16 protein-coding genes are annotated in these 12,393 nt (G+C 67.5%); 8 read left to right on the plus strand and 8 right to left on the minus strand.

Annotated features, from left to right (window positions below; genetic code table 11):
* Positions 1-165: 165 nt before the first annotated feature.
* From OG394_RS08290 to OG394_RS08300, 3 genes are read left to right on the plus strand one after another with little or no spacing between them, the layout of a single operon-like run.
* The gene (locus OG394_RS08290; protein ID WP_328994446.1) at positions 166-528 is read left to right on the plus strand and encodes a GNAT family N-acetyltransferase; all 363 of its coding nucleotides are present in this window, start codon (positions 166-168) and stop codon (positions 526-528) included.
* Positions 525-1,049, plus strand: coding sequence for a YbaK/EbsC family protein (locus OG394_RS08295; protein ID WP_328994447.1), 525 nt, complete (start codon positions 525-527; stop codon positions 1,047-1,049). Before OG394_RS08290 ends, OG394_RS08295 begins: the two co-directional genes overlap by 4 nt.
* Positions 1,050-1,092: 43 nt before the next feature.
* Complete coding sequence (locus OG394_RS08300) at positions 1,093-2,022, plus strand: PfkB family carbohydrate kinase (RefSeq protein WP_328994449.1); 930 nt, start codon at positions 1,093-1,095, stop codon at positions 2,020-2,022.
* Between the two features lies 1 nt (position 2,023).
* Here OG394_RS08300 and OG394_RS08305 read toward each other — a convergent pair whose 3' ends face one another.
* Together OG394_RS08305 and OG394_RS08310 are read right to left on the minus strand one after the other, a co-directional pair.
* Positions 2,024-2,449, minus strand: coding sequence for an organic hydroperoxide resistance protein (locus OG394_RS08305; RefSeq protein ID WP_328994451.1), 426 nt, complete (start codon positions 2,447-2,449; stop codon positions 2,024-2,026).
* A 31-nt stretch (positions 2,450-2,480) separates the two neighbouring features.
* Complete coding sequence (locus OG394_RS08310; RefSeq protein WP_328994452.1) at positions 2,481-3,434, minus strand: quinone oxidoreductase family protein; 954 nt, start codon at positions 3,432-3,434, stop codon at positions 2,481-2,483.
* Positions 3,435-3,526: 92 nt separating this feature from the next.
* On the opposite strand from OG394_RS08310, the gene OG394_RS08315 reads away from it, so the two are divergent.
* On the plus strand, positions 3,527-4,174 hold the full coding sequence (locus OG394_RS08315) for a TetR/AcrR family transcriptional regulator (protein ID WP_328994453.1): 648 nt from the start codon (positions 3,527-3,529) through the stop codon (positions 4,172-4,174).
* On the opposite strand, the gene OG394_RS08320 is transcribed toward OG394_RS08315, so the two are convergent.
* The 5 genes from OG394_RS08320 to OG394_RS08340 all read right to left on the minus strand — a co-directional run bounded on the left by OG394_RS08320 (position 4,167) and on the right by OG394_RS08340 (position 8,170).
* On the minus strand, positions 4,167-4,916 hold the full coding sequence (locus OG394_RS08320; RefSeq protein ID WP_328994454.1) for a sulfite exporter TauE/SafE family protein: 750 nt from the start codon (positions 4,914-4,916) through the stop codon (positions 4,167-4,169). The two genes, OG394_RS08315 and OG394_RS08320, sit on opposite strands and share 8 nt — an antisense overlap.
* A 125-nt stretch (positions 4,917-5,041) precedes the next feature.
* The gene (locus tag OG394_RS08325; protein ID WP_328996814.1) at positions 5,042-6,154 is read right to left on the minus strand and encodes an SPFH domain-containing protein; all 1,113 of its coding nucleotides are present in this window, start codon (positions 6,152-6,154) and stop codon (positions 5,042-5,044) included.
* A gap of 120 nt (positions 6,155-6,274) precedes the next feature.
* Positions 6,275-6,796 carry an SPFH domain-containing protein gene (locus tag OG394_RS08330; protein WP_328994456.1) on the minus strand — a complete coding sequence of 174 codons (522 nt, stop codon included), beginning with the start codon at positions 6,794-6,796 and terminating at the stop codon, positions 6,275-6,277.
* A gap of 3 nt (positions 6,797-6,799) precedes the next feature.
* Positions 6,800-7,282, minus strand: a complete 483-nt coding sequence (locus OG394_RS08335) for an NfeD family protein (RefSeq protein ID WP_328994457.1) — start codon at positions 7,280-7,282, stop codon at positions 6,800-6,802.
* A 105-nt stretch (positions 7,283-7,387) separates the two neighbouring features.
* Positions 7,388-8,170 carry an ABC transporter ATP-binding protein gene (locus tag OG394_RS08340; RefSeq protein WP_328994458.1) on the minus strand — a complete coding sequence of 261 codons (783 nt, stop codon included), beginning with the start codon at positions 8,168-8,170 and terminating at the stop codon, positions 7,388-7,390.
* A 77-nt stretch (positions 8,171-8,247) separates the two neighbouring features.
* Here OG394_RS08340 and OG394_RS08345 point away from each other — a divergent pair, with 77 nt between their 5' ends.
* From OG394_RS08345 to OG394_RS08360, 4 genes are all read left to right on the plus strand, one after another.
* The gene (locus tag OG394_RS08345) at positions 8,248-8,988 is read left to right on the plus strand and encodes a hypothetical protein (RefSeq protein ID WP_328994459.1); all 741 of its coding nucleotides are present in this window, start codon (positions 8,248-8,250) and stop codon (positions 8,986-8,988) included.
* 185 nt (positions 8,989-9,173) lie between these two features.
* Positions 9,174-9,959 (plus strand): GAF and ANTAR domain-containing protein, encoded by a 786-nt coding sequence (locus OG394_RS08350; protein ID WP_328994460.1) that lies wholly within the window; start codon positions 9,174-9,176, stop codon positions 9,957-9,959.
* A 59-nt stretch (positions 9,960-10,018) separates the two neighbouring features.
* Entirely contained in the window at positions 10,019-10,735 is a 717-nt protein-coding gene (locus OG394_RS08355; RefSeq protein ID WP_328994461.1) for a GAF domain-containing protein, read from the plus strand.
* 45 nt (positions 10,736-10,780) lie between these two features.
* A complete protein-coding gene (locus tag OG394_RS08360) occupies positions 10,781-11,515 on the plus strand; it encodes a GAF and ANTAR domain-containing protein (RefSeq protein WP_328994462.1) in 735 nt (244 codons plus the stop codon).
* 37 nt (positions 11,516-11,552) lie between these two features.
* On the opposite strand, the gene OG394_RS08365 is transcribed toward OG394_RS08360, so the two are convergent.
* On the minus strand, positions 11,553-12,386 hold the full coding sequence (locus tag OG394_RS08365; RefSeq protein WP_328994464.1) for a DUF1206 domain-containing protein: 834 nt from the start codon (positions 12,384-12,386) through the stop codon (positions 11,553-11,555).
* Between the last annotated feature and the right edge of the window lie 7 nt (positions 12,387-12,393).

Here is a 12,393-nt window from a genome sequence, read left to right on the forward strand (position 1 = left end):
TACCCCAGGCCGCGGCAATCGCAAACGTCCGACCTCACTTTGTCGTTCATTCGTCGGAATCCGCCCTCTCCCAGCGAACGGACAGGTGCGGGTCGGCGACGGCAAGAGGGCGGATTCCGACGAATGAACGACAAAGTGGGATTGGGACCGCACTAAGGTGGAGGTATGGAGAACGAGATCACCGTTGGCGATTCCCGCGAGCACAGCAGGTATGAGGCGCACGACGCCGACGGCAACCTGATGGGCTTTGCCGACTACCGGCTCTCGGGTGCCACGATCACCTTCGTGCATGCGGAAACGCTGCCCGAGTACCGCGGCCGTGGTGTCGCCGGACGGATCGCGCGCAAGTCGCTGGACGACGCGCGCGAGGCCGGTCTTCGCGTCAAACCTGCGTGCCCGTTCTACCGGGACTACCTCTCCGAGCACCAGGAGTACGCCGACCTGGTCGACGCCGACGGCCCCGACACCCTCGACGCCGAAGAGCTCGAAGGGGCCGACGCTGACGAGGAAGGGACCGTCGCGCGGTGAGCAAGCTCGACTGGCAACCCGCAACGGCTCATCCCGAACTGCTGGCCGAACCGGTCCGCAAGGCGATCGAGAGCATTCCCGCACAAGTCGCCCCCATCGACCCGGGCCTCGCCGACACAGCAGCGTTCTGCGCCGAGTACGACGTACAGCTGGCCGAGTCGGCGAACTGCGTGATCGTGCACGGCAAACGCGCGGGCGAATCGACGTACGCCGCAGTGCTGGTGCTCGCCACCCATCGCGCCGACGTCAACGGCGTGATCCGCAAACACCTCGGCGTCCGGAAGATCTCGTTCGCCGCGCAGGATGACGCCGTTGGCTCGACCGGCATGGGGTACGGCGGCATCACGCCGGTCGGTCTGCCCGCCGATTGGCCGATCCTGGTCGACGCAGCCGTCGCGGCAGCCGGGCCCGTCGTCATCGGCAGCGGACTGCGCGCCTCAAAGCTGCTCGTCGACGGCGCAGACCTGGCCAAACTCCCCAGCGCCGAAGTGCTCGACCTCGCCAACCCCGTAGGCGAATAGCGGCGGGTACTTGACTGGCTGACCGCTCGGAAAGGGTTGGCCAATGGATGAGCGGGTGATGGTGTTCGCGCCGGCGCCGCAGTTGACGGTGACGGTCGAGCAGGTCGCCGATGAGCCCGAGCTGCATCTGCACGCCGGCGGGCAGGGACTTTGGCAGGCCCGGATGATCGTTTCGCTGGGTGTGCCGGTGACGTTCTGCGCGATTGTCGGCGACGGTGAGGTTGGCCGAGTGCTGACCTCGCTGATCGAGGCCGAGGGCTTGGACCTCAAGGCGGTTCACCGCCAGGCCGACAGCGGCTGGTACATCCACGACCGGCGCGACAAAGAACGGCAGACCATCGCCGAACACCCAGGTACGCCGTTGGGCCGGCACGACGGCGACGAGTTGTACGCCGTGGCGCTGGCCGAAGGCTTACGCGCCGGGTGGTGCCTGCTCAGCGGTGCGGCCGATCCCGCGCTGGTATCGCCCGAGACTTACCGACGGCTCGGCATGGACCTGCAACACAATGGCGCGCAGGTCGCGGCAGACCTCAGCGGTGACCACTTGGACGCCATACTCGATGCTGGCCCGACGTTCCTCAAGGTGAGCGATGAGGAGCTGTACGCCGATGGCCTCGCCGAGGAGGGCGACGGCGATACCGGTGTCGTCAAGGCGATCCACCGGCTGCGCGAGCGGGGTGCCGACACGATCATCATCAGCCGGGCCGAGAAACCCGCCATCGCGTTCATCGAGGACGAGGTGGTGGAGGTACGGCTCTCCGATCTCACCGTCAAGGATCACCGTGGCGCGGGCGATTCGATGACGGCCGGCGTGGTCGCCGTACTGGCGAAGGGTGGCGACATCCGGGCGGCCATTCGCGCCGGGGCCGCGGCGGGTGCACTCAACGTGACCCGGCACGGCCTCGGCACCGGACGCCCGGATGCCATCGCGGAACTCGAGAAGCGGATCCAGCTGGAGCCGCTAGAGACGTAGGTCAGGCGATGGTGTGGGTGACGTCGATGTTGCCGCGGGTTGCGTTCGAGTACGGGCAGACGCTGTCGGCCGTGGCGACGAGCTGCTCGGCGACCTCACGCTCGAGACCCGGCAGCGTCACCACCAGGCGGACCTGGAGACCGTAGCCGGCGCCACCGTTGATCGGGCCGATGCCGACCTCAGCCTCAACGGTCGAGTCCCCGGCCTCCTGGCGAGCCTTGCGCGCGACGAGCTTCAGCGCGCTGTGGAAGCAGGCCGCGAACCCGGCGGCGAACAGCTGCTCGGGGTTGGTGCCCTCGCCGGAACCGCCCATCTCCTTCGGCGGCGCGACCGTGACCTCGAGCTTGAAGTCGTCGGTGGTGACGCGACCGTCGCGCCCACCCTCGGCGGTCGCACGGGCGGTGTAGATGACCTTGTCCAAAGACATCGGGTAGTTCTCCTTCAAAAGATGGGGGAAATCAGCGGGCGGGGTCGAGCACGAGCTTGCCGACACTGCGGCGCTCGCGAAGATCAAGGTGAGCCTGGGCGATATCGCTCATCGCGTACTCCCCACCGACGAGCGGCTTCAGCTCGCCCTTGGCGGTGAGGTCCATCAGCTCGGCCAGCGGCTCGGCGAGCATCGACGGGGTCGAGAAGCAGTCGGCCAGCCAGAAACCGGCGATCGTCTTCGAGCCCTTCATCAGCCGCCCGGTCTCGACCGGCTTGGCCGCCTCGCGCGAGGCGGCGCCGAACGTCACCAGCCGGCCGAACTTGGCCAGCGCGTCAACGGACTCGTCGAACGTCGGACCGCCGACCATCTCCAGCACGATGTCGACGGGCTTGCCGTCGTTCGCCTCGATGATCCGGTCCTTCAGGCCCTCGGGGTTGCCGTCGATCGCGACGTCGGCGCCGAGCTCGAGGGTCTGCTTGCGCTTCTCCTCGCTCGACGCGGTCGCGATCACGCGGCCGGCGCCCCAGCGCTTGGCGAGCTGGATCGCGATCGAACCGACACCACCGGCACCGGCGTGCACCAGCACGGTGTCGCCTTCCTTCAAGTGGGTCGAGGTCTTGAGTAGGTGCCAGGCCGTCGTGCCCTGCAGCACGATGGCGAGCGCGTCGCCGTCGCTGACCTCGTCAGGTACGTCGTACGCGAAAGGCGCATAGGCGACAGCCTTCTCGGCGTACCCACCCCCGCCGACCAGGGCCACGACGCGACGACCGTCATCCGTACGGCCGACCACCTCACCGCCCGGGATCATCGGCAGCGTGGCGCGCTGGAGATAGCTGTTCTCCACCTGATGGGTGTCGGCGTAGTTGATACCGGCGCGATCGACGTGGATCAGCACCTGCCCGTCGCCCGGCTTCGGCTCCTCGACATCGCTGATGGTGAGTACCTCTGGGCCACCGAACTCGGTGATCTGCACGGCTCGCACGACGCTCTTCCCTTCCGATGAAGTGCTGGTGATTTGTTCCTCTACGTTGTACTGTACACCGTACGTTATGAGTTCGAAAGGAGACCTACGTCATGCCCAGGACACCGCGGAACACGCTCAATCCGGAGCTGATCGTCGAGGCCGCGCTGGGGTTGATGGAGGCGAAAGGAACCAACGCGTTCAGTCTGCGCGGCGTCGCCGGTGAGCTGGGTGTAGGCCCGATGGCGATCTACACCTACTTCCGTAACAAGGACGAGCTGTACGACGCTGTACGCGATCACCTGCTCGCGACGGGCGCGCCTACTCCCGGCGAGGGGTCGTGGCAGGACCAGGTGCGGTCGATCTGCGGCGGCCTGCGGGCGTTGATGCTGCAACATCCTTGCCTGGTGCAACTACTCGGCGGGCGGCCGTTGAGCGGCCAGGAGACGGCAGGTCTGGCGGAGAGCCATCTGAAGGTATTGCGATCGGCAGGCTTCGAGGCCGAGGACGCGGCACGGGCGCATACGGCCTTGTTCACGTACGTTTTGGGCGCGACGTCGTGGGAGATCCAGCTCCGGGCCGAGCGCCAGGATCCCGAGGGGCGGCGCCGGTTGCGGGCGACGATGGAGTCGCTCTCGTCGACCGACTACCCGACTGTGGTCGAGCTCGCGCCGGAGCTCTCGCTTACTACTGGTGGGACCGAGCAGTTCGACTTCGGCCTGGACCTGCTGCTGGAAGGCCTTGCGGCAAAGCTCAAATGAGCATGGTGGTGACGGCAGTGACGCCGATGACGACGATGAGGCCGCGCAAGGCGAGCGGTGGAAGGCGGCGGCCGTAGCGGCCTCCGATCAGCCCGCCAACGGTCGAACCAAAGGCGATCAGGGCGACCGCGAGCCAATCGACGTCTGCCACAAAGATGAACAGGATCGCGGCGACGCCGTTCACGACCGTGGCCAGCACGTTCTTGAGGCCGTTCATGCGTTGCAGGTTCGGGTCGAGGCCGATACCCAGGATCGCCATCAGCAGCACACCTTGGGCCGCGCCGAAGTAGCCGCCGTACACCCCGGTGACGAAGACCGCCGGAATGACCCACCAGGCGCCACGATGGCCGCCGCCGTTCGGCAGGTTGATCTTCCGCGACAGCCAGGGCTGCAGCACGACCAGGGTGCAGCCGAGCAGGATGAGGCCGGGAACGATCGCGTCGAAGGCGGATCCGGGCAGTCTCAGCAGCAGTACTACCCCGACGACTGCCCCGGCGAGCGATGCCGGGACCAGCCGAAGAATGCGACCACGCTGGCCGGACAGCTCACGGCGATACCCGATCACGCCGGCCGCCGTACCGGGCGCGAGGCCGATGGTGTTGCTCACGTTCGCCAGCACCGGCGGTAGACCGGCCGCCAGCAACGCGGGGAAGGTGAGCAGAGTGCCCGATCCCACGACCGCGTTGATGGTGCCCGCGCCGAGCCCGGCAGCCAGCACGAGGACCGCCTCGAACCATGTCATCGTCGTCAGACTCTACGCACCTGGACAGCGATTTCCTTATCGGTCTCGTCACTCGGATCGCAGGGTGTTGGTCACACCACAGCGCCCGGCACCTCGAAGGAGGCACCGGGCGCTGTGGTGTGAACTCAGACCTGGTCTTGTGGAGGTGTTGCCGGCGGGATCGGCTTGCCCGAACCGACCGCCGCCTTCTGCGCGGCGGCGATCGCCTCCTGTACGGCGTTGTCCGCCTCGGCGACGGCCTGGTCCGGCGCGGCTCCGCTCTCGACCTCGGGCGTCGACGCCGGGCTCTCGAGCTCGGGCTCCGGGAACGGGCCTTCGGCCTTCTGCGGGATACCGGCGATCTGGCCGACGGCACTGCCGAGGCCTTCCATCGCCTTGCCGATCTCGCTCGGGATGATCCACAGCTTGTTCGAGTCGCCCTGGGCGATCGACGGCAGCATCTGCAGGTACTGGTAGGCGAGCAGACCCTGGTCCGGCTTGCCCGCGTGGATCGCGTTGAAGACGGTCGTGATGGCCTGCGCCTCACCCTGCGCCTTCAGGATCCGGGCCTCCCGCTCGGCCTGCGCGCGCAGGATGCGGGACTCCCGGTCACCCTGGGCGGTCAGAATGGCCGACTGCTTCTGGCCTTCCGCCGAGAGCACGGCCGACTGGCGCATACCTTCGGCGGTGAGGATCGCGGCGCGCTTGTCCCGGTCGGCGCGCATCTGCTTCTCCATCGAGTCCTGGATGGAGGGAGGCGGGTCGATCGAACGCAGCTCGACCCGGTTGACCCGGATACCCCACTTGCCAGTGGCCTCGTCGAGCACGTAGCGCAGCTTCTCGTTGATCTCCTCGCGACTGGTCAGAGTCTGCTCGAGGTCCATGCCACCGATGATGTTTCGCAGCGTCGTCATGGTCAGCTGCTCGATGGCCTGGATGTAGTTGGAGATCTCGTACGTCGCGCGAACCGGGTCGTTGACCTGGAAGTAGATGACGGAGTCGATCGACACCATCAGGTTGTCCTCGGTGATGACACCCTGCGGTGGGAACGCGACGACCTGCTCGCGCATATCGATGGTGTAGCGAACCTTGTCGACGAACGGCATCAACAGGTTCAGGCCGGGCTGCAAGCCGACCTTGAACTTGCCGAACCGCTCCACGATGCCGACCGTCTGCTGCTGCACCACCCGGACGGATTTGATCAAGGTCACGATCACCAGAATGGCGATCAGTGCCAGGATGACGATGAACGCCTCCACGAAGTCCTCCAACTCAAAAGCCTCTGAGAACCGACAGTCTTTCCTATCGACGGGCCAGCGACCACCGTGGTTCCTTACGATCCGGCTACAGGTCTCGGCTCGTTGGGTTAGCTCGTCGCGTCAGCTTGTTGGTGCCGACGGCAACTTGGCTCGCTCTACGGACGGTACGTCGACCTCGGCGATTCGCAATCCCCACGCCGTCGCGGGCTGCACGAGTGCCTCGGCGATGGCCGTCCGGATCCGGCCACGCCCGGCCAGCGCGCCGTACTCGTCGAGTGTGCCGACAACCTGCCGGGCCGCGATCGTAGCCACCTGCTCGAGGCCTTGGTGGAAGTTCGCTATCTCGTAGACGGCCTTAGGCGCGTCGATGACCTGGAAGTGGATGACGGGTTCGATCTCCACCCAGGTGCCTTCGTTGTTGGCCAGCGGTATCTTCGGCATGCGGAGCACCATCGGCTGCAGGCTGACGCGATGCGCGACCTTGTCCACAAAGGGAATCCGGAAGGCCAGGCCCGGTTGCAACGCGGTCTGGAATTTGCCGAGTCGCTCGACCAATGCGACGGTGTTCGGCGGGACGCGGGTGATGGACGCCGCGACCAGCACGAGCACCAGCAGGACGAGCACGACGATTGCCGTCAGCACGGATCAGCCAAGCTCGGGATGGGTCGGCGGCAGGTCACCGATCGGATAGACCACCGCGGTAGCGCCGTCGATCGCCATCACCTCGACGCGCGTGCCGGCGGGAATCGTCGCGGTCTCGTCGTACGGCCGGGCCGTCCACAGCTCACCACCGAGCCGGATCGAGCCGACGGCGTCCGGGTGGATCTCCTTCACGACCACGCCGCTGCGGCCGATCTCGTGCGCGCTGCCGGTCTTCAACTCGCCGTGATGGTGCAACTTCTTCACCAGCAAGGGCCTGATCGCGCCCAGCATCGCGGCCGCGGTGATGATGCCGAGGACGATCTGCAGCCAGACCAGGCCGGGAAAGAGCACCGCGACGCCGGTGGCGGCCAAGGCGCCCGCGGCGATCATCAGCAGGGTGAAATCCAGGGTCGCGAGCTCAGCGAGGGCAAGCGCGGCCGCGATGGCGGCCCAGATCGCCCACGGGTTATCTCCCAGCCAATTCATGCCGCCAGACTAGCCGGGTTCCGGTCCGCCGAGCCCCCCTCAAACGGCGCGGCGCCGTACGTCGGGAAGTCTTTAGACAGCGCGGGCGTCGTACGGCGGAGTGGTCTAGACGGCGCGGGCGGAGTAGCGGTCGTTCGCGTACTCCAGGGCCAACGACAGGCCGAACGTCTCGCTGAGGGTCTGCGAGGTCAGCGCCTGGTCCATCGGGCCGGCCGAGACGACCTTGCCCTCCTTGAGCAGCAGAGCATGCGTGAAGCCCGGCGGGATCTCCTCGACGTGGTGCGTGACCAGCACCATCGCGGGCGCGCCGTCGGCCGTCGCGATACTCGACAGCGACCGGACCAGCTGCTCGCGGCCGGCCAGGTCGAGCCCCGCGGCCGGTTCGTCGAGCAGCATCAACTCGGGATCGGTCATCAGGGCGCGAGCGATCTGGACGCGTTTGCGCTCGCCCTCCGACAAGGTGCCGAACGTGCGCTCGGCGAGATGCCCGATGCCGAGATCCTTCAGCAGACTCGCGGCCCGCTCGTGGTCCAGCTCGTCGTACTCCTCGCGCCAACGACCAAGCACGGCGTACGACGCGGAGACCACGACGTCGGCCACGCGCTCGGACTTCGGCAAGCGATCGGCGAGGGCGGCACTGGTGAGGCCGATCCGCGGACGCAACTCGAACACGTCGACCGTGCCGAGTACATCGCCGAGCAGCCCGGCAACCCCTGTAGTCGGGTGGATCTGGGCCGCGAGCACCTGCAGCAACGTGGTCTTGCCGGCGCCATTCGGCCCGATCACGACCCATCGATCGGCCTCGTCGACCGTCCAGTCGATGCCGTCCACCAAGTGCGAGCCGCCCCGCACCACCGAGACACCCGCCAGCTCCACCACCGAAGTCATGGACCAAAACCTACGGGGTCGCCTCCATCCACTCACAGGAGGGCCGCGCGGTTGGCCGGGATGAGATGATCTCCGACGTGCTGACCACTGCTGCCTCGGTGCGTTTCACCGTCTGGACCAACGCGATGCTGACCGGTGCCTGCGACCCGGACACGGCCGCGCGAAAGATCCTCGGCGACGACGTCGGCCACCACGTCTCCGGACTCGCGGCCCACCCCACCCCCGCGACGTTGCCGGTGGCCCTCAACCTCATCCGTACGGCGGGCGCGACCGAGGCCTACCTCGCCCTCCCCGTGGCAGGCGACCCGATCGGCCTCGCAGGCCCGGCGCCCTTCAACGAGGCGGCGCTCGAATCTGGCGAAGCCGTCGTAGTCGCAGGCGCCTCAATCGGCCTGATCCCCGCGTACGTCGGCCCAGCCGTCCAGTGGACCGTCATGCCGGCAACCGCCCCACCTCCCCCGGACCTAGGCGAGGCCGACCGCGCCCTGCGCCTGGCGCTAATCGACGCAGCGGAATCCCTAGCCGCCCTAGACGTCGCGAAATGGAAACCCGAGATCGCGGACGCCCTGCTCGACATCCGCAAAATCGGCCGCAGCGACGGCGACGACCTCGCCCCCGGCTACGAACCACGCGCCGTCAAGGCCGCCGCAACCGCCCGCCGCTGCCTAGCCATCGCCGAGGCCGCGCTAGAGGACGACGGCGCCGCCATCACCCGAGTCGACGCCGACGCCCGCCGCCACGCCGTACTAGCCCTAGCCTCCGCCGCCCGCCGCGCCCTAGTAGCCGCCTGCAGCCCACCCGTACCCAACCTCCGCTGACTCGGCCGGGGACGCGGCGCAGCTGGGCGTTCGACGTGCTGTACGGCTAGGGATTTCGGTGGCGCGGTGGACGCGGATTGGCGGTATCGTTCGAAGTGTCACACCGCTGAATTTCGGAGCGGCGTGTTCGCTTGCCCTAGACCCCGGCGGCGCTCAACGGAGTGCCTATTGCAGGGAGTCGGGCCGTGTCTCTCACACGCACTGAAGACCATCAGCCGCTGGTCGCCGATAGTTACCGCGACAGTTCCGGTACCCCAGAGGCGGACGTGATGGTAGCTGCCGGGTTCGCGCAGCTGGCAGTGGAGCTGTACGACGCGGCAGACATGGCTGAAACGGTGGACCGGGTACTGCAGTACGCGCTGCGGGCCACCGGATGCGATTGCGCCGGAGTAGTCATGGCTCACCGCGGGACGGGCCTGCAGACGGTCGGCGTCACGGACCGGCGGGGGCAGCAGGCCGACCGGTTGCAGCTGCAGTACGGCGAGGGCCCGTGTGTGCCGGTGAACTGGGAGCACCACACCGTCTTGGTCTGCGACACCGCTGTCGACGGCCGGTGGCCGCGGTGGAGTCCAGAGGTAGCCGAGCTCGGTCTGCGCAGCGTGCTCACAGTCTGGCTCTTCACTACCCGGTCAACCCTGGGCGCGCTGAACCTGTATGGGATCCACCCTGGCCAGTTCAGCGCCGTCGACGAGACCAACGCGCGCCTGTTGGCCCGGCACGCCTCGGTCGCGGTCGCAACCGTCCGGGAGGCATCGACTTTGGCGCAGGCGGTGGCGGCCCGCACGCTCATCGGCCAGGCTCAGGGCCTGTTGATGGAGCGGTTCGCGATCGACGCCGACCAGGCGTTCGCGGTGCTGCGCCGCTATTCGCAAGACAACAACGTCAAGCTACGGATTGTCGCGGACGAGTTGGTCAGCACCCGTCGGCTCCCACCAGAGCACCAGCCGGTACCGCCAACGGACCTCCGGTGACCACCTGATCGATGAGTTGGCCTTGGTTGGCGGTGCGAAGCGGGAGGCGGTGTGGTCAGGTGTCATCGATACGGGTTCGGCAGATCCTGGCCGACGTCATGGCCGGCGAAGAAGACGGACTTCCGGAGCGACTGTGCCGTGCTTGTGCTGTGGCGATACCGGTCACTGGAGTGGGGTTGGCGTTGATGACCCCGGCAGGTCACGGCGGCAGCATCACGACTACGGACGGTGCAGCTGCGGTGATGGAGGACCTCCAGCAGACCTTGGGTGAGGGGCCGTGTATGGATGCCTCCCGGGACGGGCGGCCGGTGTTGCAGTCCGATCTGGCCGTCACGGGGATGTCTCGGTGGCCGAGCTTCACCGCCTGCGCACTCGAGGCGGGGATCGCCGCCGTCTTCGCGTTCCCGTTGCAGGTCGGGGCGATCCGGCTGGGGCTGCTCAACCTGTACCGCCACACGACCGGTTCGCTGGACAGGCACCAGCTGGCCGAGGCGCTGGCCTTCGCGGAGGCCGCGACCACGATGTTGTTGCGCCTGCAGGACAAGAGACCGTCGGGCCAGCCGCTGCACCCCCGGCTGGCCGAGGCCGTCGGGAGCCGCCGTGAGATTCATCAGGCGACTGGGATGATCACGGTGCAAGCGGCGGTCGGACTGGCCGAGGCGCTGCTGCTGCTACAGGCCCACGCCTATAGCAGCGAACGTCCACTGATCGACGTGGCCAAGGACGTGGTCGCCCGGCGACTACGCTTCGCGCCCGAAGACGATCATCATGAATAGGGAGCACCCGGTCACCGGTCACGAAATATCAGGAAAGAGATTGCCATGAGCAGGGAGCAGCGATTGGCCGGCGTGTTCGTCGAGCTCGCGGACACCCTCGTCGCCGATTTCGACGTGATCGACTTTCTGCACACGCTGACCGAACGCAGCGTCGAACTGCTGCAGGCCGACGCGGCCGGTCTGATCCTCGTCGACTCGCAGGGCGGGCTGCAGGTGCTGGCGTCAACCACCGACCAGGCCCGGGTGCTGGAGCTGTTCGAGCTGCAAGCCTCCGAGGGGCCCTGTCTGGATTGCTTCACCACCGCGCAGCCGGTGGTGAACATCGACCTGGTCGAGGTCGAGGCCCGCTGGCCGCGCTTCCATGCCGCGACCACCGCGGCCGGTTTCCGGTCCGTGCATGCTCTACCGCTGCGGCTGCGCGGTCAGGTCATCGGGGCCATGAACCTGTTCTGCCGGGACCAGTCCAGCCTCAGCGACGACGACCTCGCGGTGGGCCAGGCTTTGTCGGACGTCGCCACCATCGGTCTACTGCAGGAACGCACCGTGCGCCACGGCGAGATCGTCGCCGAACAACTCCAAGTGGCGCTGAACAGCCGCATCCTGATCGAACAGGCCAAAGGAGTGCTGGCCGAGCGAACCGGGGTCGGCGTGGACGCGGCCTTCGCCGTGCTGCGCGCCTACGCGCGCCACAACGGACACAAGCTCAGTGCGGTCGCCGCCGCAGTGATCGACGGCTCCCTGGACGGGGCGATGTCGCAGTCCCTCGGGCAAAGCAAGTAGCGACGAGCTGCTGAGCCCGGCGCGCCACCGGCCGTGGTCAGTGTTTGGCGTTGCGGGACCAAACGAAGCAATAGACGCCGAAGGCGGCGATGCCCAGTGCGGTCATGGTGAGGAGTACCCGGCCGTATGGCTGGTCTCGCAGCATGCGTAGCGCAGGGTCGAGCCCGCCGGCCTTTCTCGAGTCGTGGGCGAGCGCGGCCCAACCGAACAAGGCGCCGACGATCCCGAGCGCGACGCCCTTGGCTGCGTAGCCGACGCGTCCGAGAACGATGGTGCCCGACCCGACGCCGCTGGTCAGGTCGTCGGTGAACTTCGCGGTGGCCGCCTTATACAGGTGGCGGACACCGATCGCGAGGATCACCAGCCCGACGCCGGCGACCAAGATCCGGCCGAACGGCGCCGCCATCAGCCTGGCGGTAGCAGATTTCTCATTGCCGCCACTCGATGATCCAGTGGCCATCATGGCCGCGCTGACACCGATCGCCAGGTAGACCGCCGCACGCCCGAGCGACGACAACTGCTTGCCGACCCGGTCCTTGCCCTGCTTGTCGCGGTGCCCGACCGTAGCCTCGACCAGCTGCCAGACCACCAGCGCGAACAGACCGACCGCGACCACCCACAGCAGTACACCGCCGAACGGCTTGCTGGCGAGCTCTTCCAGCGCACCCTGTTGGGAGGCCTTCTCGTTGGTACGCCCCCACGCCAACTGGCCGGCAATCCACGCAATCAGAAGGTGCACCACGCCGTAGGCGATCAGGCCGACGGTGACCAGCCCCCGGTAGACGCCGCTCCGCTGCGCCTTGCCGCCAACCTGTTCGATCTTGTCGCCCGCGGCCCGCGCCGCACCGCCGGCAGAATCGCCTGAAGTCATGTCAACC

The sequence above is a fragment of the Kribbella sp. NBC_01245 genome (assembly GCF_036226525.1).
Classification (GTDB): domain Bacteria; phylum Actinomycetota; class Actinomycetes; order Propionibacteriales; family Kribbellaceae; genus Kribbella.